This window comes from Aminobacter sp. GW821-FHT11F06, assembly GCF_058808215.1.
In genome coordinates, this window is the sequence record NZ_JBXARL010000001.1 from 781,686 (window position 1) to 808,603 (window position 26,918).

Genomic DNA, 26,918 nt, shown 5'->3' on the forward strand with positions numbered 1-26,918 from the left:
CGCCACTCGAAAATCTGGCCCGCACAGTTTGGCGCATGCCGCCTTGCCAGCAATGAGCCAGGGCAATTCAGAAGAGCTACCCAATGACTGTAACCGACAGCCTCACCCAACTCGGCACCAGGGTCGAAATGCCAACGTCGCCGGAAACCGCCGTGCTCGAAACCGTGCCCTACGACCGTGTCGGCGGCCCGCCGGCGATCGTGCGCTTCACCTGCCCGGAATTCACCTCCTTGTGCCCGGTCACCGGCCAGCCCGACTTCGCCCACATCGTGATCGACTATGCGCCGGACAAGCTTCTGGTCGAGTCGAAGTCGCTGAAACTGTTCATGGTCTCGTTCCGCAACCATGGCGCCTTCCACGAGGACTGCACCGTGATGATCGGCCGCCGCGTCGTCGAAGCGACCAAGCCGTTGTGGCTGCGCATTGCCGGCTACTGGTATCCGCGCGGTGGCATTCCCATCGACGTGTTCTGGCAGACCGGTGCTCCGCCCGAGGGATCGTGGCTGCCCGAAACCGGCGTCGCGCCTTATCGCGGGCGCGGCTGAGCTGTTCACAAGCTTGCCAAGCGCGTTCATTCGCATTGGTACTGGCTGAACGCCCATTCGTTGGTCACCGACAAGAAGTCCGCGATCTTCCATTCGCCGTCGACCCTCTTCAGTTTCCACTGCATGCGGTGAGGCTCGCCTGCCGCCATGAATGTTGCGACCACGATCGCGCTTTCGCCGCTCTCCGCTTCGTTCAGTTTCAGGCTCTTGTCGAGCTCGGCCTTGTCGTAGGCCGCACTGTCGAGCGGCATGTTCGTATCAAGACAATCGCCCTGACCTGATTTTTCGAGCAGGTCGCGGGCATCGAGCACTGCCTTTGCCGGATCGACGAACCGACCGCGCTCGGCTGGATCGAGCTCCAGGCCGATATGGTCGTAGAAGGGTTTCACCGCCTCCAGTGGCGTTCCGGCAAGGGCGGGCGTCACTAGCAGGGGCAGGATGGCAGTTGCAAAAGCGGCTTTCATGGCGGCCTCGGCGTTGGATTGGCTGCCCTCAATACCATGCATCATGCGTTGCTGCCTTCGGGTACAAGATCATCTTTCACCTCGACCCGGACAATCATGCCGTTCGCATCGAAATGGACTGTCTCCTCGCCAGACCGGCTGAGGCACGCGCCAGTGACGGCATGCGTGGCTTCGAGCCGCCAGCGCGCCCAGCCCACATATGGTGACAGCGCCACCACTGCCTCGTCCTTGGAAATCTGGTCGCCATAGACCGCGAAATAGCTTCGGAAGGCTTCCATGATCGCATCGCGGCCAATGATGGCGCCGATACCGTTCGACACATAGCTGGCTTCGGGTGCGAAACAGGCCTCGATGGCAACAAAGTCGAGAGCGTCGATGGCGGCGTGATAGTGCTTCAACGCGGCGATCGGATCGAATGGCGGATTGCGCAAGCGACTATCGTCCCGCATCAATACCACGCATCGTCCATCGACACCTTCTTGCGCGCGAAAACAGCAACACATCGCATCACGAACCATCCGATCCCGGCATATCGGCCGGATCGCGCGCGCCGTGCCGCACCGCATGAATGACAATCTCGTTGTCCGCAAGCTCGTAGAAGATCAGATAAGGATACGGCCTCGCATTGATCCGCCGGATACCTTCCACTTCGGTCAGCCGGCCCACCTCGGGGTGGCGGCACAGCAATTCGGTGATCATCTTTATGCGCCTGGCGACTTTCCGGCCGCCAGACGGCGATTGATTGGCGACATGGTCGAGTATCCCTTCAAGATCGGCGAGAGCCGGAAGGGTGTAGCGCAACCTCATCCGCCGTGCTTCGCCCAGACCGTCCGGACTTGCTCCTCGGACGCAAATTCACCGCGCAGAGCGGCGGCACGGGATCGTTCGATGGCCAAGCGCTCGTCAGCGGTCAACGGGACAGGCTCGGCGGAACCTGCACCGACCAATTCGAAGATTGCGCGAGCAATCTCGTCCTGGTCATCCCGGGAGAGCTTTCGGGCGGCCTCCAATGCCTGTTCGAGCAACTTGGTCATGTCTAGCCTCGCCAATGTGCGGACAAGATATTCCGCCCTGGCCGGTCCCCGTCAATACCACGCATCGTCCATCGACGCCTTCTTGCGCGCCATGAAATCGTTGAGCGCCTCGTCGATGGCAACGTCCAGCGGCGGCGCTTCGTATTCGGCGAGCATCGTCTTCCAGCGCTTGTTGGCGCGCGCGGCCGCATCGAGCGAGCCCGCAGCCTGCCATTTCTCGTAGGGCTCGTTGTCGGCGATGGCCGAATCCCAGAACGCGGTTTCGTAATTGGCCATGGTATGGGCGCAGCCGAAGAAGTGGCTGCCAGGGCCGACTTCCTTGAAGGCGTCGAGCGCCAGCTGGTTGTCGTCGATCTTCACGCCGTCGAGATAGGTGTGCAGCGCGCCGCAGAAATCGGCGTCCATGACGAACTTTTCGTAGGACATCGACAAAAGCCCGTCGAGGAAACCGGCGGAATGCAGGATGAAATTGGCGCCGCAATGCACCGCCGCCAGCATCGACATGGTGCCTTCGTTCATGGCGTGGGCGTCGGGAAGCTTCGAGGTGGTGAAGTTGCCGGAGCATCTCAGCGGCAGGTTCAGTCTCCGCGCAAGCTGCCCTATGACCATCGAGCCGATGGCCGGCTCCGGCGTGCCGAAGGTCGGCGAACCCGAGCGCAGCGACATCGACGACAGGAAATTGCCGAAAATGACCGGCGCGCCGGGCCGTTCGAGCTGGGTCAGCGCGCAGCCCGCCATGGTTTCGGCCAGCGACTGGGCGATGGCGCCGGCATTGGTGACCGGGCCCATGGCGCCGCCCAGGATGAAGGGCACAACGACCGCCGCCTGGTTGGCCCGCGCGTAGGCGCGAAGTGCCGTGGTCATGGTGGCGTCCCAGACCAGCGGCGAGTTGACATTGACGTTGCCGAGGATGACGCAATTTTCATCGGTGAATTGCTCGCCAAAGACGATGCGGGCCATGTCGATGGAGTCTTCCGCCCGGCTTTCAGACGTCACCGAGCCCATGAAGCCGCGATCGGAATAGCGGATATGGCTGTAGACCATGTCGAGATGGCGCTTGTTGACCGGCACGTCGACCGGTTCGCAGATGGTGCCGCCGGAATGATGCAGCCAGGGCGAGGACTGGGCCAGCTTCACGAAGTTGCGGAAATCCTCGATGGTGCCGTAACGCCGGCCATTGTCGAGATCCATGACGAAGGGCGAACCATAGGCCGGCGAAAAGATCACGCTCTTGCCGCCGATGACCACCGAGCGCTCGGGGTTGCGGGCGTGCTGGGTGAATTGGGCGGGCGCCGTTTTCAGCAGTTCGCGCAAAAGCCCTGGCTCGAACTTGACGAGCATGCCATCGACCTTGGCCCCGGCCCGCTTCCAGTGGTCGAGCGAAACGGGATCGTCGCGGAACTCGATGCCGATTTCGGCGAGGATGCGGTCGGCCGTGTCTTCGATGCGGAGGAGATTTTCCTCCGACAATATGTCGTAGGTCGGGATGTTGCGGATGATGTAGGGCCGGCCATGCGCCTCGGGCCCATGCGAACGCTGCTCGCGGCGCGCATTGCGGCCGCCACGCTCACGGCGTTTTGCCGGCTCGGTTTTGATATCAGGGGCAACGACGTCCATGCACGGCTCCAAAGCATTCCAGCATGAAGCTAGCCTTTGGATCGGCTGCTGTGACGCTTGAAAATCCTGATTGTTTGCATAAGCTGCATTTATGCAAAGCCTGCGCCACCTCCTGCCCTCCGCTGGCAGCCTGATCGTCTTCGAGGCGGCCGGGCGGCTATCGAGCTTCACAGCCGCAGGCCGAGAACTCGGCATGACCCAGGCTGCTGTTTCTTATGCGATCCGCGGGCTTGAAGAGCAGCTTGGCGCAAAGCTGTTCCAGCGCCGCCACCGCCAAGTGATGCTGACCGAGGCCGGCGAGCGCTTCCATGCCGACGTCACGCTTGGCCTGTCGCATATCCGCAAATCGGCGGAGGAATTGAGGGCACGCGCGGGTGGCATGCATGTCACGCTGTCGGCATCGACCGCTTTCGCTTCGTTCTGGATGATGCCGAGGTTGCAGAAATTCCGCGATGACCTGCCCGGCATCGACCTGCGTATCCAGACCGCCGACCGCGATCTCGACCTGATCGCCGAAGGTATCCCATTGGGCATTCGCGGAGGCGACGCAGCGGACTGGCCGGACTACGAGCTGTTGCCGATATCAATCGAAGAGATTTACCCCGTTGCCGGCCCGGCCTATCTGACGCGCGCGGGGATGCCGCAAACGCCGACCGAGATGACGTTGCACCACTTCATCCATCTCGAAGAACCCTTCCGGCCGGCGGCAACCTGGAACGAATGGTTCCAGTCGGCGGGTCTCAATGGGGCAGTCGCCAAGCGCGGGCTGGTCATCAACGACTACGTGCTGGTCATCCAGGCCGTCATGGAGGGACAGGGCATCGCGCTTGGCTGGCGCCATCTCACCGACAGGCTGATCGCTGCCGGATTGCTGGTGCGACTGACCGATCACATCATGACCACTGGCAAAGGTTTTCACGTCGCCTGGCCGAAGAACCGCCCGCTGAGCGAAAGTGCGGAAAAGGTCCGTGACTGGCTAGCAGCGCAGGCTTGAGAAGCCTGTACACCAGGCAGATCAAGCCGGGCTGGCAAGTGCGTTCCTGACAGGAATTTCCGCGAAGTATCCTTAGGCAGAGCCTGTCCGCGCCACTCCGAATCCCGCTATAATGTCCAGATGTCCATTCGCCAGCTTTCCGAAACGATGATCAACCAGATCGCTGCCGGCGAGGTCGTTGAACGACCTGCCAGCGTGGTCAAGGAACTGGTCGAAAACGCGCTCGACGCCGGCGCGTCGCGCATCGAGGTCGCCACTTCAGGCGGCGGGCTCGGCCTCATCCGCGTCGTCGACGACGGCTCGGGCATGCCCGAAGATGAGCTTTCGCTGGCGATCTCGCGCCACTGCACCTCCAAGCTCGGCGAGGACATCCTCGACATCCGCTCGCTCGGCTTCCGTGGCGAAGCGTTGCCGTCGATCGGCTCGGTGTCGAAACTCGCCATCCGCTCGCGGACCAAGGCTGCCGACAGCGGTGCCGAAATCACAGTCGAAGGCGGCCGCGTCTCGGCGGTACGGCCAGCACCGACCAATCGCGGCACGTCGGTCGAGGTGCGCGACCTGTTTTTCGCCACCCCTGCCCGGCTCAAATTCATGAAGACCGAGCGCGCCGAGGCGACAGCCATCGCCGACGTCATCAAGCGCATCGCCATCGCCTTCCCCGCCGTGCGCTTCACGCTGTCGGGCACCGACCGCTCGACGCTGGAACTGTCCGCCGCATCAGACGATGTTCAGGGCAGGCTGACCCGCATCGCCCAGGTGATGGGTAAGGATTTCCCCGACAATTCGATCGTGATCGAAGCCTCGCGCGAAAGCGTGCGCCTCGATGGCCACGTCTCGATCCCGTCATACACCAGGGGCAATGCGCTGCAGCAATATGCCTATGTCAACGGCAGGCCGGTGCGCGACAAGCTGATCGCCTCGGCCATACGCGGCGCTTATGCCGACGTCTTGCCGCGCGACCGACATGCGGTGACGGTGCTCTTCCTGACGCTCGACCCGGCCTATGTCGACGTCAACGTGCATCCTGCCAAGGCCGACGTGCGTTTTCGCGACCCAGGCCTGGTGCGCGGGTTGATCGTGGGCGCCGTGCGCCAGGCGCTGGCTGGTGCGGGCATCCGTCCGGCCACCACCGGCACGCAAGCGATGATGGGCGCATTCCGTCCCGGCGCGACCGCTTACGGCCATCCCGGGCCGGCCAGCGGCCATCGCGCCTACAATCCCGATTTTCGCGCCGCCACCTCTGGGGGATTCGACCCGCTGCGCTCGCCGCACCGGCCACTCGATGCAGGCTTTGGCGAGCAACGACAGGCGAGCTTCGACACCGGCCCGCTGCACAGCGCCGACGCCCGCGCCGGGCAAACCGAAGTTGCCGAGGCCCTGCTGCAAACCGAACTGGGTGCCGCGCGTGCGCAAGTGCATGAAAACTACATCGTCGCCCAGACCAACGACTCGCTGATCATCGTCGACCAGCACGCCGCCCATGAGCGGCTGGTCTATGAGGCGCTGAAGAACGCGCTGCATTCGCGACCGGTGCCGTCACAGATGCTTTTGATGCCCGAGATCATCGACCTTCCGGAAGAAGATGCCGAGCGCCTTGCGCTGCATTCCGAAACCCTTGCCCGCTTCGGCCTCGGCATCGAGCGCTTCGGCCCAGGTGCTGTCGCCGTGCGCGAAACACCTGCGATGCTTGGCGAGACCGATGTCACCCAGCTGGTGCGCGACCTCGCCGACGAAATCGCCGACAGCGACACGGCGGATACGCTGAAGGAGCGGCTCGACGCAATTGCCGCAACGATGGCCTGCCACGGCTCGGTACGCTCGGGCCGCCGTTTGAGGCCTGAAGAAATGAACGCGCTGCTGAGGCAGATGGAAGCGACGCCCGGCTCGGGCACCTGCAACCACGGTCGGCCGACCTACATCGAACTCAAGCTTGCCGATATCGAAAAGCTGTTTGGCCGGCGCTAGACCTATCAGCGCTTGAGATTGACCAGAACCATACCGGCCAAGACCAGACTGCCCCATCGAGCGGTTCCTGGCGGAGGACAGGTAACTTGACCTCAGGCATTTCGTGGCCGTAAAAGCCCAAATGCAGCGTAGCACTCCCTTTTGGAGAGGCTGCGGACGCGGTAGAATTTGAACCTGTGCAGACCGCCGATCGAACCTGATTTTCGGGCCCATGCACCAGGATGTTGAGCACAAAGCGATGATGAACCGTTTCGAAGGCCCCGGCGCACGCGAAGCCCGCATTCGCTATCTTGACGGCGATTTCCAGGTAACGAGCCCCGGCTCCTTCGTGCGTTGCGCGGTGACGGCGGAGTCGATCCCGCTCGACGAGCTCAAATACTGGAGCGTCGCCCGCCAGGAGCCTTATCGCGATGCAGCGATTTCGCTGGCGCGCGAGATCGAAATGAACCCGGATCTGCGCAAGCGCGGTTGATCAACCGGCAATCTTCCGCCGCCGCCAGGCTTCGAGCGTTTCGCCTATGATGCGCTCGGCCGTGTGCTCAATGTCGAATACAGCGTCGATCTCCATCACGTTCAGGCGCTCGAGGAATTCCGGCGACGCAGCACCGTGGCGCAACCGCGCGGCATCCTTCGATGTCGTCACCAGTTCCAGCTCGCCAGCCTGGGCCGCGGCAACAAGATCGTCCAGATCGTCCGGCAAATAGAAGTGGTGGTCGGCGAAGGCGCGCTCCAGCACCACCGTGCCTCCGGCCTTGTTCAGCGTGGCGAAGAACTTCTCGGGATGACCGATGCCGGCGAACGCAAGGAAACGCCGGCCGGCAAATGCCTTCTTGTTGCGCGGCCGCGCGGTCGCCGCAAAGATGGGCTTGCCGGCACGCGCCGCCTGACGCACCACCGCATCGGCCTTCTCGCCCTCGCCCATCTTGAGGATTGCATCGGCAAATTGTAGCTGGTCGATCAGCCGAGCGCGCATCGGCCCGCCGGGGATGACGTGGCCATTGCCCAGGCCGTAACGTGCATCGACAACCACCAGCGCATAATCGATATGGATGCGCGCGCTCTGGAAGCCATCGTCCATGATCAGGAAATTGCAGCCGCGTTCGATCAGCAGGCGCGCGCCAGCAGCCCGGTTGGCCGAGACGGCGACCAGCGCATGTTCGGCCAAAAGCAGCGGCTCGTCGCCGACATGCTTGGCACTGTCATGGTGGGTGTCAACGACATGAGGCTCGGCAAAACTGCCGCCGTGGCCGCGCGACAGGATGCCGGGCACGAGATGCATGCGCTTCGCCTGCTTGGCGAGCGCGATGGCGATCGGGGTCTTGCCGGTGCCGCCGACGGTGAAATTGCCGACGCAAAGCACCGGCGCATTCATCTTTTCGCGCCGGGCGGTTTTCATGCGCCGGCCCGCGACAAGGGCGTAAAGCGACGAGACCGGATAGAGCGCGAAAGCGCGCCAGTCCGGCTTTTCCCACCAGAAAGGAGGCGCTTCGCTGGCCAGCTCTACCTCCCGCCCGCGCCCTTGAGGCGCGACTGAACGATCAGTGGATGAATATAGGGTTCAAGCGCCTTGAGCGTCAGCGCAAGCGCGCCACGCATTTCCTCAACCGTCGCGGCACCGGCCACCATCATATCGTGGCGGGCGATCTCGTTGCCGAGCAGGAAGTTGACCGCACCGGCCAGCATGTCGCGGTCGCGAACAATCTTGGCACCGCCGCGATCGATCAGCCGCTGATAGGTATCGCGAAAGTTCTGGACATTGCGCCCTGCAAGCACGGCGGTGTCGAGCATTGCCGGTTCGAGCGGGTTCTGTCCGCCTTGCGAGGTCATCGAACGCCCAACGAAGGCAATCTCGGTGAGACGCAGGTAAAGCCCCATCTCGCCGATCGTATCGCCAAGCAGGATATCGGTGTCTGGCATGATCTGGTCGCCGGTGCTGCGACGAGCAACATTCAGCCCCATGCCCGTCAGCTCCGTCATCAATGCCGCCGCACGGTCGGGATGGCGCGGCACGATGATGGTCAAAAGACCCCGATGACGATTGCGCAGCATGGCGTGCACTTCCGCCGCCATGACTTCTTCGCCGTCATGGGTCGAGACGGCAGCCCAGGTCGGACGCCGGCCGATCTGGCGCTGAACCTGATACAGCGCGCGTTCATCGACCGGTGGCGGCGAGGTATCGACCTTGAGATTGCCCGAGACAGTTACCGGCCGTGCGCCGAGCGCGCGGAAACGCTCGCCGTCGACCTCCGACTGCGCCACCACATGCGCCATGTTCTCAAACAGCGCCTCGGCAATATAGTTGCGCTTCTTCCACGACTTGAACGAGCGGTCCGACAGCCGCCCGTTGACCAGAATCTGCGGCACCCGGCGCGCGCCGAGCTCAAGGATGGTCATAGGCCAGATTTCCGATTCGGCGATGATCGCCAGATCAGGATGCCAATGATCGAGGAAACGGCTGACCGCCTGCTTGAGATCAAGCGGCACATATTGATGAATGATGCGGTTGCCCAGCCGCTCTTCGGCAACCTGGGCGGAGGTTACCGTCCCCGTCGTCAGCACGACGTTGATGCCGTAGCCAAGGATCGCCTCGATCAGCGGCACCACGGCGATCGTTTCGCCGACGCTTGCCGCATGGAACCAGATCAGCGGACCGTCCGGTCGTTCGCGACTCGGCACGCCATAACGCTCGCGGCGGCGGTTGTGGTCTTCCTTGCCCTTGGACGCGCGCCAGGCGACGTAGCCGCCAACCAGCGGAAAGGCCGCAGCCCCGGCATAACGATAGGCTTTCAGGAAGGCGCGGGCCCAACGTTCGCTCATTGGACGCCGTCCACCAGCCGATAGGCCTGCTCGGTGGCGTGGTCGATGGCAGCGGTCAGTTCCTGGCGCTTGCGCTCCATCTCCGCGTCATCGGCATCTGCGGCAACCTCGATCGGAGGTGCGAAGAAAATCGCGCAGCGGCCGAAAGGAAGATTGATCGTTGTCTTGTCCCAAGTGCCTTCCAATACCTTGCGGCGGCTGGTGGCGATGGCGATGGGGGCGATCGGCCTGCCCGAAATGCGCGCCAGAAGAATGATACCCATGCCCGCGTCGCGGGGCGTGCCGTGCGGAATGTCAGCGATCATGCAGACATTCTTGCCGGCATCGAGTGCCTTTTTCAGGGCAATGAGCGCTGTCGCCCCACCCTTTTCAAGCCTGCTCTTGGTTTCGCGGCCACCCGACCCGCGTACAGCCTCGATGCCGAATTTGTTGACGACCAGCGCGTTGATCTCGGCGTCGGCGCTGCGCGACACCATCGCCACCAGGCCGCGCCCGCTTGGGCCGCGCTGGCTTGGAAAGAGCGCAGGCGCAAGCAAATGCTGGCCGTGCCAGAGGCCAACGATCAGCGGTTCGCTGTCGGCGTAGCTGCCGCCCACGAGCTTGAAGGAGCCTTTCGCCATCGGATTGGTCAGCTTGACCAAGCGTATGGCGCCGGCAAACAGGCTCGCAATCACGCCCTTGGCAAAGCGCGACTTGGCCAGCGGCTCGCGAATACGACGCCACAACGTCTTCGACGCCGGCTGCTTGACACGCTTCTTCTTCGCCGCTGGCCTGACGGCCGGCGACGCCATGCGGGGTTGCTCCATCAGTTCTGACCGGCGACCTTCGCGTCCGGCTCGAGCAACCGATGCAGGTGGACGACGAAATAGCGCATGTGGGCGTTGTCCACGCTCGCTTGCGCCTTCGCCTTCCAGGCCAGCTCGGCCGACTTGTAGTCGGGGTAGATGCCAACGATATCGAGCGCATCGAGATCGCGGAACTCGGTTCCACCCAACTTCGTCAGCTCGCCGCCGAACACCAGATGCAACAGCTGCTTTTTTCCGTCTTCTTCGGACATCTGCTTCCTTGATTCATCTTCTCAGGGCCCGCCTGATCTAGACCAAAGCGGGCCGTTTTGAAACACTTCGCGAATTCTTCAGCCGTCGTGGCTCGCCATCACTCTAGCCATGACGTCGAGCAATGTCCCGCTGCCCGCCATCAATGCGCCGTGAACGATGTCGCGGCCGGCAAAGGCCGGCTGGCGGCCCTCCTTATCAAGCAGTTTTCCGCCCGCCTCGGTCAATATAAGCTCGGCAGCCGCAATGTCCCAGTCATGCGCGTTTGGCTTGACGAAGGTTGCATCGAGAACACCGCTGGCGATCATCGCCACGCGATAGGCAAGCGAGGGTATGTAGGCTTCGCGATCGAGCCGCTCTTGCCATTCTTGCGGCATCTTGTCGATCATCGGCTTGGGACCGGCGATGCGAGCGCGATCGCCCGCCTCACGCACCTTGAGCGGGGCTCCATTGAGGAATGCTCCGCCACCGGCAATCGCCCAATAGGTCTCGTTGCGTGCCGGGCATTCGAGCACGCCGGCCAGTGAACGGCCGTCCTCGACGACCGCAACGCTCACGCACCAAGCCGTCCGGCCCTCGACGAAACCACGCGTGCCGTCGATCGGGTCGACAACGAAGGTGCGGCGCGCGCCCAGCCGGTCGGGATTGTCGGCTGTCTCTTCCGACAGCCAGCCATAGTCCGGCCGCGCCGCCATCAGCGTTTCGCGCAGATAGTGGTCGGCGGCATAGTCGGCCTCGCTGACCGGCGAGTTGCCACCCTTGAACCACACTTCCGGGCTCTGGCGAAAATAGCCCATGGCGATCCGCCCGGCCTCGGTGGCTGCCGCACGCAGCAGCTCAAGTTCGGCCTGAAGCTCCTCTTTGTCGATAATCTCAGTCTCCGGCAAGGGTCATGCCTTCGATCAATAGCGTCGGTGCGGCGGTGCCAAAATTGCGATCGATGTCGCTTGCCGGCACCATGCGCAGGAACATGTCCTTGAGGTTGGAGGCAATCGTCACCTCCGACACGGCCCAGGCGATCTCGCCACTTTCGATCCAGAAGCCCGACGCACCGCGGCTGTATTCGCCCGTCACCATGTCGACGCCCTGGCCGAACACTTCGGTGACGTAAAAACCACGCTTCAGCGAGCGGATGATGTCTTCGGGCGACTTCTCTCCGGGTTCAATGGCAAAATTGGTCGAGGACGGCGACACCGAGGAGCCGCCGCGCGCACCGCGCCCGTTGGTCACCAGACCAAGCTCGCGCGCCACCGACGTCGACAGGAACCAATGGTTGAGCACGCCATTTTCGACCATCTTGAGGGTTGCGCCTTCGATGCCTTCGCCGTCGAACGGCCGCGATGCCTGACCGCGCCGCTTGAGCGGTTCGTCGATAGCGGTGATGGCGGCGGACGCCACCTGCTTGCCCATCATGTCACGCAGGAAACTTGTCTTGCGGGCAACCGAAGCACCATTGATGGCGCCTGCCAGGTGGCCGGCGATGCCACGCGCGACACGCGGATCGAAGACGACATCGACAGGTCCGGTGGCTGCCTTGCGCGCATTGAGCCGTTTTACGGCGCGTTCGCCAGCCTTGCGTCCAATCTCGTCAGCAGCATCCAGGTCGGCGAAATGCAGGCGCGAGGAATATTCGTAATCGCGCTCCATCGACGTGCCCTCGCCGGCAATGACGCTGGCGGAACGCGAGAAGCGCGAGCCGACATAGTGGCCGACGAAACCATGAGAGGTCGCAAGCACCAGACCACCCAGGCCAGCGGCGGCACCGGCGCCGGATGAATTGGTCACGCCCTTGACGGCAAGAGCCGCCTCTTCGGCAGCGAGCGCGTCTTCCTTGAGGCGCTCGGCCGAAACCACAGTGTTGTCAAAGAGGTCCAGGTCGCGTGGCGCATGGGTCAGCAAGGACGCATCGGCCAGGCCCTGATAGGGGTCTTCGGGCGAAACCTTCGCCATTGCGACCGCGCGTTCCGCAAGGGTCTTGGGGTCGGACGCGGCGGTCGCCGACACGCTGGCAACGCGCTGGCCGACGAAAACCCTGAGCGACATATCCTCGCTCTCGGAGGCTTCCGTGCCTTCGACCTTGCCGAGACGCACGGAAACGCTTGTCGAGCGCCCACGCACGGCAACCGCATCGGCGGCATCGGCGCCAGCCTTTTTTGCCGCCTCGACGAGGCTCGCCACCCGGTCGGCCAGTTTCGCGGCGTCGTTGGTATTGTTCATTGGCGTGTTCCGATTGCTCGCCGCCCGTTGGTCGCGGCCCGTACCACCCATCTATTGTCCCCAACCCGCTTGTGCAATGGGCGGGTGCATGGTCAAACGACCTGACTACGGCGCTTCGGTGCCGAAATCCTTGGGAAATCGCATGTCTAAACAGGCCCCGGCGGCAGCTCCGGCAAAATTCACCACCGGCTCGACCATGCGCCATGTCGTGGTCATGACAGGCACCGGCTCGATCGGCCTGATTTCCATTTTCATCGTCGATGCGCTCAATCTTTTCTACATTTCGCGGCTTGGCGTCGAAGAGCTGGCGGCGGCGATCGGCTTTGCCTCGACACTTTTGTTCTTCACCCTTTCGATCTCGATCGGCTTCACCATTGCCTGTGGCGCACTCGTCGCACGCTGCCTCGGCCGCGGCCAGCGCGAGGAAGCCGCGCGCATGGGTGGCGCATCGATGGTCTTCATGGGGCTGGCAACCTTGCTGATGACAATCGCTGCGATGCCATTCCTGCGTCCCATGCTGTCGATGCTTGGCGCAACCGGCGCCACGCTCGACCTGTCGACACGGTTCCTCCAGATCGTGCTGCCGTCGTTCCCGATCATGGCGCTTGGCATGTGCACAACCGGCATCCTGCGCGGCGTCGGCGATGCCCGGCGGGCGATGTATGTGACGCTGGGCAGCGGCATCGCTGCCGCGATTCTCGATCCGATCCTCATCTTCGGCTTCCATCTCGGCCTCGACGGCGCTGCCATCTCGACAGTGCTGACGCGTTTCGTCATGCTGGCCATCGGGCTGCACGGCGCTCATGTCGTGCACAGGCTGATCAAGCTTCCCGATCTGAGCGGCTTGCGCGCTGCCGTCCGGCCGTTCTTCGCCATTGGCGTTCCGGCCATGCTGACGCAAGTCGCAACCCCAGTCGGCAACGCCTATGTCACCATCGAGATGGCCTCTTTCGGCGATCAGGCCGTGGCCGGCTGGGCGATCATCGGCCGGCTGGTGCCGGTCGCCTTCGGCGTCATCTTCGCACTGTCGGGTGCGGTCGGGCCGATCCTCGGCCAGAATTACGGCGCCCACAAATTCGACCGCCTGACCACCACGATGCGCGACAGCCTGTTGTTCACGATCGCCTATGTGCTTGCGGTCTGGGCGCTGCTGGCGATTTTCGCCAACCCGATCGCCAGCGCATTCGGCGCCGAAGGCGTGGCCCGCGAACTCATCATCTTCTTCTGCCACTTCGCCGCCGGCAGCTTCCTGTTCAACGGCGCGATCTTCGTCTCAAGTGCCGCCTTCAACAATCTCGGCTACCCGACCTATTCGACAGTGTTCAACTGGGGCCGCTCGACGCTTGGCGTCATCCCCTTCGTCTGGGTCGGAGCGCATTACTGGGGGGCCATCGGTGTCATCGCCGGCTGGGGCCTGGGCGCGGTCGTGTTCGGCGTCGTGTCGATGCTGGTGTGCTTCCGTGTCGTCAAGGCCATCGCGAGCGAACCCCAGCACCACGAGGAACCGGTGCCGACACCGCCGCCAGCGGCACAGTCGCCCTTCTCCACCGGCAAGGCATCGACGCTGCAATAGGGCGGCGATCAAGGACGAGCGAAATTACTGCAGGATCTCGTCTACGGCGCGCTTGAGTTCGTCCTTGATCGCCGCCGTTTCGGCCATCACCTGGTCGATCTTGAGGAAATCCAGAGCCCTGAAGCGCGACACCGGCGGCCTAAGGAAAATGTCGGGCGGGTTCTGGCCGAGCTTGTTGGAGATGATCGACTGCATCATCAGCTGGCTGGCGCCGAACATCAGGTCGATGGAATTGGGCTGCTTGCGCCCGTTTTCGAACGGCGCGCCGACGACGTCGATGGCGATCGTGTGGTCGGCAAGGCCCTCAAGCAGGTCGAACGGCACCGGGTTGTAGATGCCGCCATCGATGTAGAGCGTGTTACCGCGCGTCACCGGCCTGAACACCGCCGGGATCGCTGCCGAAGCCGCGAGTGCGGAAAACAGCTCACCGTCCTCGAACACCGACATGCAATGACCGTAGTAGTCGGTCGCCGTGACCTTCAGCGGCAGCTTGAGCTCCTCGAAGGTTGCCGGCACACCGTCAGGCAGGAATGCCTTGAGGATACGCTCGACATTGAACTGGGTGACCCTGATGCCGGTTTCGACCATCTCCGAAAGCGTGCCCGGCCGCGCCCGCCACATGCGGCTGGCAACTTCGCCGGGCCGGCCAAGCACGGTACGGGAATGCTCATGTATCTCGCGGCCGGTCAGGCCTGCAGCCATGCCGGCCCCCATGACCGCACCGATGGACGAGCCGGCGATCGCCACCGGCTTGATGCCGAGTTCGTCCAGCGCCTCGATGACATGGATATGAGCAAGACCGCGCGCGCCGCCGCCGCCGAGTGCGAGTGCGAAGGTCGCGCTCATCCCTTTTTTGCCTCGGCCAGCTTCGGGCCGAGGATCATGATCGCTGGTTCGACCGACAAAAGCTTGCGGGCCGCCGCCTTTACGTCATCAAGCGTGACCGCGTTGATGAGATCGACGCGCCGCTGCATGTAATCGATGCCGAGCTTGTCGGTCTGCAGGTCGACAAGCGTGGTGGCAATTGCGCTTGAAGAATCCAGATTGTTGATGGCATAGGCGCCAAGCATGTATTTCTTGGCCGCATCGAGCTCGGCTTCGGTCGGGCCCTCTTCCACCATCTTGCGCACGACATCGCGAACGACGCCAAGCGTTTCGGCGGCCCTGTCCGAACGGGTCGCCGTGCCGATGATCAGCGACGACGAATGCTGCTGGTCGATGAGCGCGGAGCTGACGCTATAGGCCAGGCCGCGCTTTTCACGCACCTCGTCGAACAAGCGCGACGAGAAGGTGCCGCCACCTAGGATGTGATCCATGAGGGCAGCGGCGAGGAAATCGGGCGCCTCGCGTTGCACACCTGGATAGACCAGTTGCAGCGAGGTCTGCGGCAGCGGGTACTCGATGTGCATCGTCTGGCCGAGCTTAGGCTCAGCGCGCTCGACCGGGCGCAGTTGCGCCTTTTCCGGCAGTTCGCCAAAGACCTCGTCCAACCGCTTCTTCAACGTTTCAGCGTCAATGGCTCCAACAACCGCAACGTGGAGGTTTTCGCGCGTGAAATTGGCCTTGTGGAAGGCGCGAAGGTCATCCGCCGTGATCGGGGCCAGTGACTTCTCCGTACCCGTGTCCGGCCGCGCATAAGGATGCTTGCTATAGATTGCCTCAGCCCATTTGCGCGACGCCTGGACTTCAGGATCACGCGCATTGGCGACGATGCCGGAGACGATCTGCGAACGGATGCGATCGATCGGCGCCTGGTCGAAACGCGGTTTTTCAACCGCAAGCTCCAAAAGATCAAACGCCTCGTCTTGCCTGTCGGCCAGCATGCGCATGCCGCCGCCGACGGCGTCCTTGTTTTCGCTGAAGCCCATTTCGGCGCCGGCTTCATCGAGCTTGGTCTGGAAAGCGTCGCTGTCGAGGTCACCGGCACCTTCGTCGAAAAGCCCGGTCATCAGATTGCCAAGCCCTTCCTTGCCGACAGGGTCCTGGGTGCTGCCGCCATCAAAGCGGAATTTGATCGCGATGATCGGCACCGAATAGTCCTCGACCAGCCAGGCCGTGATGCCCTTGTCCGACTTGACCTCCTGGATCCGGACCTCGGCGCGCGCGGCGACGACCGCCGGCAGCACCAGAAACGCCAGTGCCAGCGTCGTTGCCGATGCAAACATCCTCAAACGCATTGCCGTGAGCTTGGTCATCAAATCATTTCTCGACAGATTTCGCCGGCAGCAAATAGCCGGCAACCGAATGGTCGGGATTAAGGTACTTGGCGGCAACCGCCTTGATCTGGTCAGCGGTCACCGCCTGTATCCTGTCGGGCCACTTCTCGATATCTTCGACCGTACCGCCGGTGGCCAGCGTGCTGCCATAGATGTTGGCCATGCTCGCCTGGTTGTCACGCGCAAAGATCATGGCGCGCACGAAGCGGTCCTTGGCCTTTTCAAGCTCGTCCGATGTTACGCCATCCTTGATGATGCGGCGTATCTCGACATCGACAGCCGCCTCGACCTGCTGCAGCCCGGCTTCGCCACGCGGCGCGCCATAGACGGTGAAGCTGGTGTCATCGACCATCGTGCCGTCAAACATGGCGCCGGAGGATGAGGCAATCCCATCCTTGACGACAAGCCCCTGATAGAGCCGGCTGCGATTTCCGCCACCGAGGATTTCGGAAAGCAGGTCAAGTGCTTCGGCCTCCCCCGACTTGGCGGTCTGGTAGGACGGCACGACCCATGACTTGGAGAAACTGGGAATGCTGACGCGTTCGTCGGTCAGCTCGACTGTGCGCTTGGTGTTATGCTCCGGCTCCGTGGGGCGGAGGCGTGGCGGAAGATCCGGCCCACGCGCCACCTTGCCATAGGTCTTTTCGGCCAGCACCTTGACGGCATCAGGCTCGACATCGCCGGCCACGATCAGGATCGCGTTGTTGGGCGCGTAATACTGGTTGTAAAAGGCGGTTGCGTCGACCCGGTTGAGCTTTTCGATCTCATGCATCCAGCCGATCACCGGAATACGGTAAGGCTCGTTCTGGAACAGTGTCGCATCGACCTCCTCGTTGAGCAGCGCTCCAGGGTTGTTTTCGATGCGCGCGCGGCGCTCCTCCAAGATCACGTCGCGTTCGGGCCCAATCACGGCATCGGTCAACACCAGATTGCGCATCCGGTCGGCCTCGAAACTCATCATCGGTTCAAGCGCTGCTGGTGTGACCGTCTGGTGGTAGGCCGTGTAATCATAAGTGGTGAAGGCGTTCTCGCTGCCGCCAATTTCGGCAACCTTCTGCCCGAACTCACCCGCCTTGTGATTGGTTGTGCCCTTGAACATCAGATGTTCGAAGAAGTGCGCGATGCCCGACTTGCCGGGCACCTCGTCGGCGCTGCCGACCTTGTACCAGACCATATGAGTGACGATCGGCGCGCGGTGGTCGGGGATGACCACCACCTGCATGCCGTTGTCGAGTGTGAAGCTGGTGACGGTCCAGTCGCTGCGCGGCACTTCGGCCAGCGCCGGCGCTGCCCAGGCCAGGCCCAAGACGAGTACGGCCGGCAGCGAACCTTTGGCCCGCAAAAATCCCAATATCATCGACTGCCTCTGATTGTAGACGTGCCTGCCTTATAGGCTTCGGCATGAAGCGGCGGGAAGTGAATTGTTCGTAATCTTCGGGCCTGAAAGAGGCCGAAGTCAGGCGCTGCCGCCTATTCCGCTTCGATGAAGCGGATCACCGTCTCGCCATAGGAGCGCTCGTCGACGATGGAAAAGCCCGATCCAGGTTCGAAGGGAGCGGTTGAAGCCTCCTCAACGACGCACAGCGCACCAGGCGCGAGCCAGCCGCCGGCACGCGCCGAGCGCAACGCCTTTTCGCCAAGCCCCTTGCCATAAGGCGGGTCGGCGAAGACCAGTCCGAAAGGCACGAGCGTGCCGGCCTCACCAAGGCCGGTCGCGTCACGGCGGAAGATCTTGGTCCGGCCCGTCAGGCCGAAGCTTTCGACATTGGTGCGGATGAGCCCGCGGCCTTCCGCGGACTCCTCGATAAACACGCAGTAGGAGGCGCCGCGCGACAGCGCCTCGATGCCAAGCGCGCCGGTGCCCGCGAAAAGATCGAGCACTCGCCCGCCTTCGAGCCTGTCGCCGAAGCGATGGGCAAGCATGTTGAACACCGCCTCGCGGGTGCGATCGGTGGTGGGGCGGATGGCGTTGTCACGCGGCGTGGCCAGAGGCCTGCCGCGCAATTCGCCACCAACAACCCGCATCAGCCGCGATCCCGGCGCGGGCCGCCCGGACGTCCGCCGCGCGGGCCATCGCCCTTGGGCTTGTCAAAGCGAGGCTTGTCAGAACGGGGCTTATCAAAGTGCGACTTGTCGCGCGGCGGCCTCGCTGCGGCTTCGGCCTTGGCCTTTTCGCTCTGCGGCCGTGCGCCCGGTGCCATCCAGACATTGGCCTTGCGCGCACCAGGGGTTTCGAACGGCTTCTTTTCGCGGTCGTCCTTCTTGCCACCGAACTTTGGCTTGTCGCCAAATTTAGGCTTGTCACCGAACTTTGGCTTATCGCCGAACTTGGGCTTGTCGCCGAAGCTGGGACGCTCCGTCGACAGACGGCCGAGCATATCCTCGCGGTGGCGTTCGTTTGAACGCTTGCGGTTCTTGATCAGCCCGCCCTCGCCGATACGGCCGCGTTCGCCGTCGCGCTGGAACTTCGGACGTTCCGGCTCCTCAACGCGCGGCGTTTCGTTGCGGAAGGTCGGCTTGTTGGAGAAGGGCTTGAGGATGTCGGCGTCGAAATTGGCACCCGACTCCTCGATCAGCCGCTCGCCAAGCTGGTCGCGCAGCATCTTGCCGTTGATCTCCTGGACATGGCCTTCGGGCAGTTCGCCGAGCTGGAAAGGGCCGTAGGAGATGCGGATCAGGCGGTTCACTTCCAGGCCGAGCGCGCCGAGGATGTTCTTGACCTCGCGGTTCTTGCCTTCGCGCAGACCGATGGTGATCCAGGCATTGCTGCCCTGCTCACGGTCGAGCGTCGCTTCGATCGAACCATAGAACACGCCGTCGACGGCCATGCCGTCCTTGAGCCCATCCAACGTCTTCTGCTCGACCTTGCCGTGGACGCGGACGCGGTAACGGCGCATCCAGCCGGTCGCCGGCAGCTCGAGCACACGCGACAACCCACCATCGTTGGTGAGCAGCAGCAGGCCTTCGGTGTTGATGTCGAGCCGTCCGATGGTCATCAGGCGCGGCAGCTCTTGCGGCAGCACGTCGAAGACGGTCTTGCGGCCCTCGGGGTCGCGGTTGGTGGTGACGACACCTGCCGGCTTGTGGAACAGGAACAGGCGCGTGCGCTCGATTGGCGGAATTTCCATGCCGTCGAGATGGATGATGTCGTCCGGCATGACATTGACGGCCGGCGATGCCAGGATCTTGTTGTTGACCTTGACGCGGCCAGCGGCAATCAGCTCCTCGGCATCGCGACGCGAAGCCAGGCCTGCACGGGCCAGACGCTTGGCGATGCGCTCGCCCGGCTCGGGTGCATCCTCGGGACCGCGCGAACGCGGCTTGAAGCCCTCGGTCGCCGGGCGACGGTCGCCATCGGGCCGTGGCCGGAACGCCCTTGCCTCGCCCCCTTCACGCTTTTCGTATGGCCGGCCACCTTCAGGGCGCGGGCCTGAACGGAACGGACGGTCGCCACCCTCGGCGGGGCGTGGACGGAAAGGCTTGTCGCCGCCAAACGAGCGGCCGCCTTCGCGCTTTTCGTAAGGCTTGCCCTCGGGGCGCGGCCCCTTGTTGAAAGTACGCTCGCCGCTTGCTGGGCGTGGGTCACCGTCGCGCGGACGGAATTCGCGATGCGGACGCTCAGCGCCCTGGGCGCCTTCTGCCGGACGCGGACGATATGGCTTGTCGCCAAAGGAGCGGCCGCCTTCACGCTTTTCGTAAGGCATGCCCTCAGGGCGCGGGCCTTTGTGGAACGGGCGCTCGGAGCGTTCGGGCCGTGCTGCGCCATCACGCGGAGCGAAGTCGCGCTTGGGGCGTTCGCCGCCTTCAGCACCCTCAGCGCGCTTCACAAAAGGCTTCTTGGCAAAGGGCTTGTCGCCGAAAGGCTTGCCTTCGCGCTTCTCATACGGCTTGCCCTCAGGGCGCGGGCCCTTGCGGAATGGCGTTGCCGAGCGCTCGGGACGCGCAGCACCGTCGCGCGGAGCGAAATCGCGCTTGGGGCGTTCGCCGCCTTCGGCACCCTCAGCCCGCTTCACAAATGGTTTCTTGGCAAAAGGCTTGGCGCCGCCCTCGGTGCGCGGCTTGCCGAATTTCTTCGGGGCGCCGTCACGGGCACCTGCGCCAGCTGGTTTGGAGCCGCCCTTGCGCGGGAATTTCTTTCGATCGTCGTCCATGGTGGCCTTTGCCCTTTTCGGCGGCTAGATAACAGGAAGCTCGGGGGTTAGCGAGGGGTAACAGGATGGTTGAGGCGTGAAACGGCCCGATTACATGGCATTGGCCTTCGCGGAGGCGGAAGCGGCAGCCGAACGCGGCGAAGTGCCGATCGGCGCGATCATCGTCCATGGCAACGAAATCGTCGGCCGTGCTGGCAACCGCACCCGCGAACTCAACGACGTCACGGCCCACGCCGAAGTGCTGGCGATCCGCGAGGCGTCGGAGAAACTCGGCTCCGAGCGCCTCACCGGCCACGATCTTTATGTCACGCTGGAACCCTGCACGATGTGCGCGGCCGCCATTTCGTTCGCACGATTGAGGCGGCTCTATTTCGGCGCTGTCGACGACAAGGGCGGTGCGGTGGTCAGCGGCGTGCGCTTCTTCGCGTCGCCGACCTGCCATCACGCGCCCGATGTCTATCCCGGGATAGGCGAAACGCGCGCGGCCGAAATACTCAAAGGCTTCTTCAAGGACCGTCGCGACCTTTAGAGCCGCGACGCATATCAACGCTCGATCAGAACGGCCACCAGCTGCTGGTCTTCTTGGCCTGCTGCTTCTTGCGGCGTTCCTTCTTGACCTCGTCCTCGCCGAGTTCGTCCTGGGCGGCGGTGCTGGCCGCCTGACGGTAGGCCAGCGGGGGTTCGCTCAGATATTTGCGCGACGTGGTGTTGCCCTGCTTGCTTTCGCGCAGGCGGCGCTCGATCTCGATCTTGCGCTGCGCAGGCGTCCACTTGCTCATGTCAGGGCCATTCAGCGCCGACATGTCGTTGATGACCTGAGGCTCGAAGTTCGGATTGTCGCGGTTCTTGGTCGCGTCATCGCGAATCCGCGCGCGGCGCGCCTCGGGCGATTCGGGCCAGTCGGCACTCGCTGTCTGAACAATGTTGTCCTGCGGCGTCGGAAGTGCGGCCTGCGCCCCGGTCTTGGGCTTCACCAGTTCCGGACGCGGCTTGTAATCGATGCTGTTGGTCTTCGGCTTCAACGACACAATGTTCGTCAAGTCGCTGGCAAGCTGATTGGTCGACGTCTTGTCGGTGCCATAGGTGGGCGCACTCATGCAGCCCGTAAGCGCCAGGCCGGAAACGGCGAGCGACGCAAGCAAAGCTCCGCGCGCGCTGATGCGGTCCGTCATGCCAGTAATTTTCACTCGAACGCCTCTCGCTAGATGCCGGCTGTGAGCCGTGTCCCGGTCCGTATGCTCATCCGACGGAAATCCGGCGACAAAATGTCTGCCGAAGTTTCGCGCTTTTACCTTAACGAGCCGTCAAGGGCAACGACCGGCCGGAGATCTCAGGCCGGTCGTTGCATTTCAGCAACCGATTACAGCCGACCCAGCGCCTGCAGTTCGCGCAATGCCGCCGCGTCACGGGCGGACACATCGGCGAAAGCAGCGTCCGAACCGACGTCGCTTGTGTAGCGCCAGGAGCGCGCGCACTTGACCAGCCCGCGACCTTCCGCCTTTTCCACAACGACCGCGACGCCCGGAACCTCGTGCAACGCGAAGGACTCGGCTGGAGCGCCTTCATGCGAGATGACGAGATCGCTGGTGATGCTGATCTCGGCCATGTCGATGCCCGACAGGGCCTCCTCGAGCAGCGCGTCGTTCATGTAGACGACGGGGACCGCTTCCAGAGACGAGCCGATGGTCTTCTTGGCCCGCTCCAGCTCCAACGCTCCGGTGACAACGCTGCGAACCTGACGGATCTTGCGCCATTTCTCGGCCAGGGCATCGTCGCGCCAGGCTGCAGGCACATCCGGGAACTGCTCGAGATGCACCGACTCGGCCTGCGGGTTGCGCTCCAGCCATGCCTCTTCGGTGGTGAAAGGCAGCATCGGCGCCAGCCACTTGACCAGGCAGTTGAACAGCTCGCGCACGACATGCACGGCTGCCTTGCGGCGGGTGCTCGACGGCGCATCGCAGTAGAGCACGTCCTTGCGAATGTCGAAGTAGAAGGCCGACAGCTCGACGCCCATGAAGTCGATCAATGCACGCGTGATGCGCTTGAACTCAAAGTCGTCATAGCCTTTGCGCACCAGCGCATCGAGCTCGGCGAGCCGGTGCAGCATCAGCCGCTCCAGTTCCGGCATCTCAGCCAGTGCGACCTCCTCGCCCTCGTCATGGGCGAGCGTGCCGAGCATCCAGCGCATGGTGTTGCGCAGCTTGCGGTAGGCATCGATATTGGTCTGCAGCACGTTCTTGCCGAGGCGCTGGTCTTCCCAATAATCGGTGGTCATCACCCACAGGCGCAGAATATCGGCGCCCGACTGCTTCAGGACGTCCTGCGGCACGACCGTGTTGCCGAGCGACTTCGACATCTTGCGGCCTTCCTCGTCCATGGTAAAGCCATGGGTGACGACGGCCTTGTAGGGCGCACGGCCACGCGTGCCGCAGCTCTCGAGCAGCGAGGAATGGAACCAGCCGCGATGCTGGTCAGAGCCTTCGAGATAAACGTCAGCCGGCCATTTGAGGTCAGGGCGATCTTCCAGCGTAAACGCATGCGTCGAGCCCGAGTCGAACCAGACGTCGAGGATGTCCATCACCTGCTTCCACGCCTCATTGGCGCGGGAGCCCAGGAAGCGCTCGCGCGCACCTTGGGCGAACCAGGCGTCGGCACCTTCCTTTTCGAAGGCCTCGACAATGCGGGCATTGACCGCCTCGTCCTTGAGCACATTGCCGTCGACATCGGCGAAGATGGCGATCGGCACGCCCCAGGCGCGCTGACGCGACAGCACCCAGTCCGGGCGATCCTCGATCATCGCGCGCAGGCGCGTCTGGCCGGCTGCCGGCACGAAGCGGGTGTCGTCGATGGCCTTGAGCGCACGGCTGCGCAGCGTCGTGCCGTCGCCGAGCTGCTTGTCCATGTAGACGAACCACTGCGGCGTGTTGCGGAAGATGATCGGCTTCTTCGAGCGCCAGCTATGCGGATAGGAATGCTTGAGGCGACCGCGCGCAAACAGCGTATTGCGCTTGATCAACTCGTCGATGACGACCTTGTTGGCATCACCCTTCTTGCCGTTGTCGTCGATGACACGTGCTGGCCCGCCCTCGCGGTCCGGGCCGAAGCCCGGCGCGTCTTTGGTGTAGTAGCCGGCATCATCGACGGGGAAAGGCAGACGCGTATCGATGCCGCGCTTTTCCAGTTCGGCGACAGCATCCATCCATGCGTCGAAGTCCTCGCGGCCGTGGCTTGGCGAAGTGTGCACGAAACCAGTGCCGGCGTCGTCGGTAACATGGTCGCCTGCGAGCATGGGGACAGGAAACTCATAGCCGCCCGCCAGCCCTTCGAACGGATGGGAAAGCGTAAGGTTTCCAAGCTCATCGGCCGATACGCTGCGAAGACGATTCAACTTGATCTTGGCTTTCGCTTCGGACTCTTCGGCCAAGGCATCGGCAAAGATCAGCTTTTCGCCCGGTTGCGGGCCGAAGGCATTCTCCGCTGCCGTGACTTCATAGAGGCTGTAGCCAACGCGCGGCGAATAGTTGACCGCGCGGTTGCCGGGGATGGTCCAGGGCGTCGTCGTCCAGATGACGACATGGGCGCCGGCCAGCGAGTCAGACCCGGTCGCCACCGGGAATTTCACCCAGATCGTATCGCTCTCGTAATCCTGATACTCGACCTCGGCTTCGGCCAGCGCGGTACGTTCGACAACCGACCACATGACCGGCTTGGAGCCGCGATAGAGCTGGCCGGACATGGCGAACTTCAACAGCTCGCCGGCGATGCGCGCTTCGGCGTGGAAGTTCATCGTCGTGTAGGGATTGTCGAAATCGCCAACGACGCCCAAGCGCTGGAACTCGGCCCCCTGCACACCGATCCAGCCGGCGGCGAACTCACGACATTCCTTGCGGAATTCGTTGATCTCGACCTCGTCCTTGTTCTTGCCGGCGGCGCGATATTTTTCCTCGATCTTCCACTCGATCGGCAGGCCGTGGCAGTCCCAGCCCGGCACGTAATTGGAGTCATAGCCGCGCATCTGGAACGAGCGGGTGATGACGTCCTTGAGGATCTTGTTCAGTGCGTGACCGATATGGATGTTGCCATTGGCGTAGGGCGGGCCGTCATGCAGCACGTATTTCTCGCGTCCGGCGGCGGTTTCGCGCAGGCGCTTGTACAGCCCCATCTTCTGCCAGCGGGCAACCGCCAGCGGCTCCTTCTCAGGCAGGCCGGCGCGCATCGGAAACTCCGTCTGCGGCAAATAAAGGGTCTTGGAATAGTCGATCTTTTCGGACGTATCGGTCATCTGTCTTGCCATCGTCTTGCCCGGCAAGCTGCCACGGGCGTTCAACTGTCATGATGTGAAAAAGGCGCCAAGCGGGCGCAAGCAAAAAGTCCCGGACTTGCGGACAGCCTTAGGCCACCCGGAAGGCCGGGCCCGTAATTCGTATCGCAGTCGCGAAGACGGGCGCGAAAAATCTCATGGCCGCGCTTTTAGCGGAGGTGCGGCCACTTGAAAAGGGCGAGACCACGGCCATTTCTTGCCTGAAGTGCCACATGCGCATATATTCGAGAGCATCTGGCGCAATTCAGGTACCGACCATGGCCACCCTCCACTTCAAAACCCAACCAGCGGAATCAGCGTCGACCGACAAGACTGCGCGTGCTCAGCAGAACGCTTTGGTGCGCGACAGCCAAACCGGACAGTTTCTGGTTGGTTTTGCGAAGGTTGAAGAGCTGCGCCAGAGCGGCTTCAGCCTGGAGGAAATTTACAAGATCGTGAGCCCTCGGCGAACCTTGGCTCGTAGGAAAGAGCAGAAGGAAAAGCTGAGCGGGGCAGAGTCTGATCGGGCGCTGCGGCTTGAGCGTATCGCGCAAATGGCCGACCGTGTCTTTGCCGATCACGACAAGGCGCAACGCTGGCTGCGGAAGCATAGCAGGGTACTCAACGACGCCCCCATCAATCTTCTGCAATCCGAAACCGGGGCCTTCCTCGTAGAGCAGGAACTCCATCGCATCGACTACGGCGTTTTCGCCTAACCATGCAGCTATGGCGCATCTCGAATTATGCCGATTTGTCAGGCCAGGGCGGCATGCTCAGCTCGGGGCGCTGGAACAACTTGGGTATTCCAATTGTCTACTGCGCCGACCATCCAGCCACGGCTCTCGTGGAGATACTGGTTCATGTCGACGCCGAAGATTTGCCTCCGACCTACCAGCTCCTCGAAATACAAATCCCCTACAGTTCGGAAATCGCCACTGCGGATCTATCGCCGAACTGGCCAAGCGACCTGGACGAAACACGCCAGGTCGGTGCGCGATTTATCGCCTCCCGAACCAGTGCTGTTTTGCAAGTGCCGTGCGTGGTCGTGCCTTTCGCGAAGAACTACCTGCTCAATCCGGCACTTCTGGAACAAGAAGGCGTCAGAATTGTCGGCACAACCACTCACCCGTTCGATACGCGTCTCCTGCGCTGAACAGCGCTACATTGACCAATCGAACCGGTAGCTGGTCGAGACGCCAACGGTCACCTGGTCGCGTGAACCACGTTCCTTGACGATGGTGGAATCCGCTGCCGGCCCCATCAGCCTGGAATACTCGGTGAACAGGCTCGCGGTGACCTTGTCGGTGGCCTTCCAGGTGATCGCGCCGCCGACGCCAGCCGAGTTGATGCCACCGCCGGGGTCGTACTGGCCAATACCGGATGCAGCCGATTGCTGTGCGTTCACGCCATAGTAGGTTTCGAAATAGTCGGCCGACGCGAACGAAACGCGCGGACCACCCGAAAGACGAATGGTCGGCGTGACATCATGGTACGCATCGAGGGCGACATCGGCGACAAAGCCGTTGTGCGACCTGATGCCATGGCGCAACTCGGCGCGCGCGCGCAACCAGTCCGTCGGATAGAATTCGAAGAAGCCGCCGAGCTCACCTCCCCAGCGCACGTCGGCCAGCCCCTGCAATTCATCTTTGGCATCGCGGCCAAGATTGATCTTTCCGGCGAGGCCGGCGCGAACGACGCCATCATCGATCATCGCAAGCGATATGTTGTCGTTTCGCGAGGAATAGCGCAGTTCGGGACCAGCCTTGCCGAGTGACACGATCGGCAAGGCGCTGAACATGAATTTCTTCGAACCTTCGAAGCTTGGACCGACCATGCCGGTGGCGCCGAGCGTCAGATACCAGTCGCCCGAGAGCCAGCCGAAAGCGCCCTCGCCCGCCATTGCCGGGCCGCTTGCCAATGCAAGCACCGAAACTGCTGCCGAAATACGACCGATAGACACCATCACAACC

27 protein-coding genes are annotated in these 26,918 nt (G+C 62.9%); 8 read left to right on the forward strand and 19 right to left on the reverse strand.

The features are described from left to right. The first annotated feature begins 83 nt into the window (after positions 1-83). A complete protein-coding gene (queF, locus tag AC1RTB_RS03815) occupies positions 84-545 on the forward strand; it encodes a preQ(1) synthase (RefSeq protein WP_492880526.1) in 462 nt (153 codons plus the stop codon). Positions 546-571: 26 nt separating this feature from the next. Here queF and AC1RTB_RS03820 read toward each other — a convergent pair whose 3' ends face one another. The 5 genes from AC1RTB_RS03820 to AC1RTB_RS03840 all read right to left on the reverse strand — a co-directional run bounded on the left by AC1RTB_RS03820 (position 572) and on the right by AC1RTB_RS03840 (position 3,660). After that, positions 572-1,054, reverse strand: a complete 483-nt coding sequence (locus tag AC1RTB_RS03820; protein ID WP_492880527.1) for a hypothetical protein — start codon at positions 1,052-1,054, stop codon at positions 572-574. Further along, positions 1,051-1,440: a nuclear transport factor 2 family protein gene (locus AC1RTB_RS03825; protein ID WP_492880528.1), complete on the reverse strand. Its 390-nt coding sequence runs from the start codon at positions 1,438-1,440 to the stop codon at positions 1,051-1,053. The genes AC1RTB_RS03820 and AC1RTB_RS03825 overlap by 4 nt, the downstream gene beginning before the upstream one ends. 76 nt (positions 1,441-1,516) lie before the next feature. After that, positions 1,517-1,816 (reverse strand): type II toxin-antitoxin system RelE/ParE family toxin, encoded by a 300-nt coding sequence (locus AC1RTB_RS03830; protein WP_492880529.1) that lies wholly within the window; start codon positions 1,814-1,816, stop codon positions 1,517-1,519. Then, on the reverse strand, positions 1,813-2,043 hold the full coding sequence (locus AC1RTB_RS03835; RefSeq protein WP_492880530.1) for a hypothetical protein: 231 nt from the start codon (positions 2,041-2,043) through the stop codon (positions 1,813-1,815). Before AC1RTB_RS03835 ends, AC1RTB_RS03830 begins: the two co-directional genes overlap by 4 nt. A gap of 51 nt (positions 2,044-2,094) precedes the next feature. Further along, on the reverse strand, positions 2,095-3,660 hold the full coding sequence (locus AC1RTB_RS03840; protein ID WP_492880531.1) for a trimethylamine methyltransferase family protein: 1,566 nt from the start codon (positions 3,658-3,660) through the stop codon (positions 2,095-2,097). Positions 3,661-3,751: 91 nt separating this feature from the next. Between AC1RTB_RS03840 and AC1RTB_RS03845 the strand changes: the two genes are divergently transcribed. From AC1RTB_RS03845 to AC1RTB_RS03855, 3 genes are all read left to right on the forward strand, one after another. Next, positions 3,752-4,654: a LysR substrate-binding domain-containing protein gene (locus tag AC1RTB_RS03845; RefSeq protein ID WP_492880532.1), complete on the forward strand. Its 903-nt coding sequence runs from the start codon at positions 3,752-3,754 to the stop codon at positions 4,652-4,654. A 120-nt stretch (positions 4,655-4,774) separates the two neighbouring features. Further along, entirely contained in the window at positions 4,775-6,619 is a 1,845-nt protein-coding gene (gene mutL / locus AC1RTB_RS03850) for a DNA mismatch repair endonuclease MutL (protein WP_492880533.1), read from the forward strand. Between the two features lie 238 nt (positions 6,620-6,857). Beyond that, positions 6,858-7,091, forward strand: coding sequence for a DUF2093 domain-containing protein (locus AC1RTB_RS03855; RefSeq protein ID WP_476782694.1), 234 nt, complete (start codon positions 6,858-6,860; stop codon positions 7,089-7,091). On the opposite strand, the gene lpxK is transcribed toward AC1RTB_RS03855, so the two are convergent. The 6 genes from lpxK to AC1RTB_RS03885 all read right to left on the reverse strand — a co-directional run bounded on the left by lpxK (position 7,092) and on the right by AC1RTB_RS03885 (position 12,708). After that, positions 7,092-8,117 carry a tetraacyldisaccharide 4'-kinase gene (gene lpxK, locus AC1RTB_RS03860; protein ID WP_492880649.1) on the reverse strand — a complete coding sequence of 342 codons (1,026 nt, stop codon included), beginning with the start codon at positions 8,115-8,117 and terminating at the stop codon, positions 7,092-7,094. A 2-nt stretch (positions 8,118-8,119) separates the two neighbouring features. Next, positions 8,120-9,436 (reverse strand): lipid IV(A) 3-deoxy-D-manno-octulosonic acid transferase, encoded by a 1,317-nt coding sequence (gene waaA, locus AC1RTB_RS03865; RefSeq protein WP_492880534.1) that lies wholly within the window; start codon positions 9,434-9,436, stop codon positions 8,120-8,122. Next, positions 9,433-10,242 carry a lysophospholipid acyltransferase family protein gene (locus tag AC1RTB_RS03870; protein WP_492880535.1) on the reverse strand — a complete coding sequence of 270 codons (810 nt, stop codon included), beginning with the start codon at positions 10,240-10,242 and terminating at the stop codon, positions 9,433-9,435. Before AC1RTB_RS03870 ends, waaA begins: the two co-directional genes overlap by 4 nt. Next, positions 10,242-10,493: a DUF4170 domain-containing protein gene (locus tag AC1RTB_RS03875; RefSeq protein WP_109574520.1), complete on the reverse strand. Its 252-nt coding sequence runs from the start codon at positions 10,491-10,493 to the stop codon at positions 10,242-10,244. The genes AC1RTB_RS03870 and AC1RTB_RS03875 overlap by 1 nt, the downstream gene beginning before the upstream one ends. A 78-nt stretch (positions 10,494-10,571) precedes the next feature. Then, a complete protein-coding gene (locus AC1RTB_RS03880) occupies positions 10,572-11,378 on the reverse strand; it encodes a 3'(2'),5'-bisphosphate nucleotidase CysQ (protein ID WP_492880536.1) in 807 nt (268 codons plus the stop codon). Further along, positions 11,365-12,708 carry a TldD/PmbA family protein gene (locus tag AC1RTB_RS03885; protein WP_492880537.1) on the reverse strand — a complete coding sequence of 448 codons (1,344 nt, stop codon included), beginning with the start codon at positions 12,706-12,708 and terminating at the stop codon, positions 11,365-11,367. Before AC1RTB_RS03885 ends, AC1RTB_RS03880 begins: the two co-directional genes overlap by 14 nt. Before the next feature lie 142 nt (positions 12,709-12,850). Between AC1RTB_RS03885 and AC1RTB_RS03890 the strand changes: the two genes are divergently transcribed. Next, entirely contained in the window at positions 12,851-14,281 is a 1,431-nt protein-coding gene (locus AC1RTB_RS03890; protein WP_492880538.1) for an MATE family efflux transporter, read from the forward strand. 24 nt (positions 14,282-14,305) lie between these two features. Here the strand turns inward: AC1RTB_RS03890 and AC1RTB_RS03895 are convergent, their stop codons facing one another. The 5 genes from AC1RTB_RS03895 to AC1RTB_RS03915 all read right to left on the reverse strand — a co-directional run bounded on the left by AC1RTB_RS03895 (position 14,306) and on the right by AC1RTB_RS03915 (position 20,648). Beyond that, positions 14,306-15,127, reverse strand: coding sequence for a patatin-like phospholipase family protein (locus AC1RTB_RS03895; protein WP_492880539.1), 822 nt, complete (start codon positions 15,125-15,127; stop codon positions 14,306-14,308). Then, positions 15,124-16,476, reverse strand: coding sequence for a M16 family metallopeptidase (locus AC1RTB_RS03900; RefSeq protein WP_492880540.1), 1,353 nt, complete (start codon positions 16,474-16,476; stop codon positions 15,124-15,126). The genes AC1RTB_RS03895 and AC1RTB_RS03900 overlap by 4 nt, the downstream gene beginning before the upstream one ends. Before the next feature lie 4 nt (positions 16,477-16,480). Continuing rightward, a complete protein-coding gene (locus AC1RTB_RS03905; protein ID WP_492880541.1) occupies positions 16,481-17,854 on the reverse strand; it encodes a M16 family metallopeptidase in 1,374 nt (457 codons plus the stop codon). Between the two features lie 113 nt (positions 17,855-17,967). Next, complete coding sequence (gene rsmD / locus AC1RTB_RS03910; RefSeq protein ID WP_492880542.1) at positions 17,968-18,522, reverse strand: 16S rRNA (guanine(966)-N(2))-methyltransferase RsmD; 555 nt, start codon at positions 18,520-18,522, stop codon at positions 17,968-17,970. Further along, positions 18,522-20,648 (reverse strand): pseudouridine synthase, encoded by a 2,127-nt coding sequence (locus tag AC1RTB_RS03915; protein ID WP_492880543.1) that lies wholly within the window; start codon positions 20,646-20,648, stop codon positions 18,522-18,524. The genes rsmD and AC1RTB_RS03915 overlap by 1 nt, the downstream gene beginning before the upstream one ends. A 76-nt stretch (positions 20,649-20,724) precedes the next feature. On the opposite strand from AC1RTB_RS03915, the gene AC1RTB_RS03920 reads away from it, so the two are divergent. After that, the gene (locus AC1RTB_RS03920; RefSeq protein WP_492880544.1) at positions 20,725-21,177 is read left to right on the forward strand and encodes a nucleoside deaminase; all 453 of its coding nucleotides are present in this window, start codon (positions 20,725-20,727) and stop codon (positions 21,175-21,177) included. Between the two features lie 25 nt (positions 21,178-21,202). Here the strand turns inward: AC1RTB_RS03920 and AC1RTB_RS03925 are convergent, their stop codons facing one another. Beyond that, entirely contained in the window at positions 21,203-21,820 is a 618-nt protein-coding gene (locus AC1RTB_RS03925; RefSeq protein ID WP_492880545.1) for a hypothetical protein, read from the reverse strand. 188 nt (positions 21,821-22,008) lie between these two features. Continuing rightward, positions 22,009-24,930, reverse strand: coding sequence for an isoleucine--tRNA ligase (gene ileS / locus AC1RTB_RS03930; protein WP_492880546.1), 2,922 nt, complete (start codon positions 24,928-24,930; stop codon positions 22,009-22,011). Between the two features lie 176 nt (positions 24,931-25,106). Between ileS and AC1RTB_RS03935 the strand changes: the two genes are divergently transcribed. Continuing rightward, positions 25,107-25,664, forward strand: a complete 558-nt coding sequence (locus AC1RTB_RS03935; protein WP_492880547.1) for an Xre family toxin-antitoxin system antitoxin — start codon at positions 25,107-25,109, stop codon at positions 25,662-25,664. 2 nt (positions 25,665-25,666) lie between these two features. Then, entirely contained in the window at positions 25,667-26,101 is a 435-nt protein-coding gene (locus tag AC1RTB_RS03940) for an RES family NAD+ phosphorylase (protein ID WP_492880548.1), read from the forward strand. Positions 26,102-26,107: 6 nt separating this feature from the next. Here AC1RTB_RS03940 and AC1RTB_RS03945 read toward each other — a convergent pair whose 3' ends face one another. Further along, positions 26,108-26,911, reverse strand: a complete 804-nt coding sequence (locus tag AC1RTB_RS03945; protein ID WP_492880549.1) for a MipA/OmpV family protein — start codon at positions 26,909-26,911, stop codon at positions 26,108-26,110. Positions 26,912-26,918 lie beyond the last annotated feature (7 nt).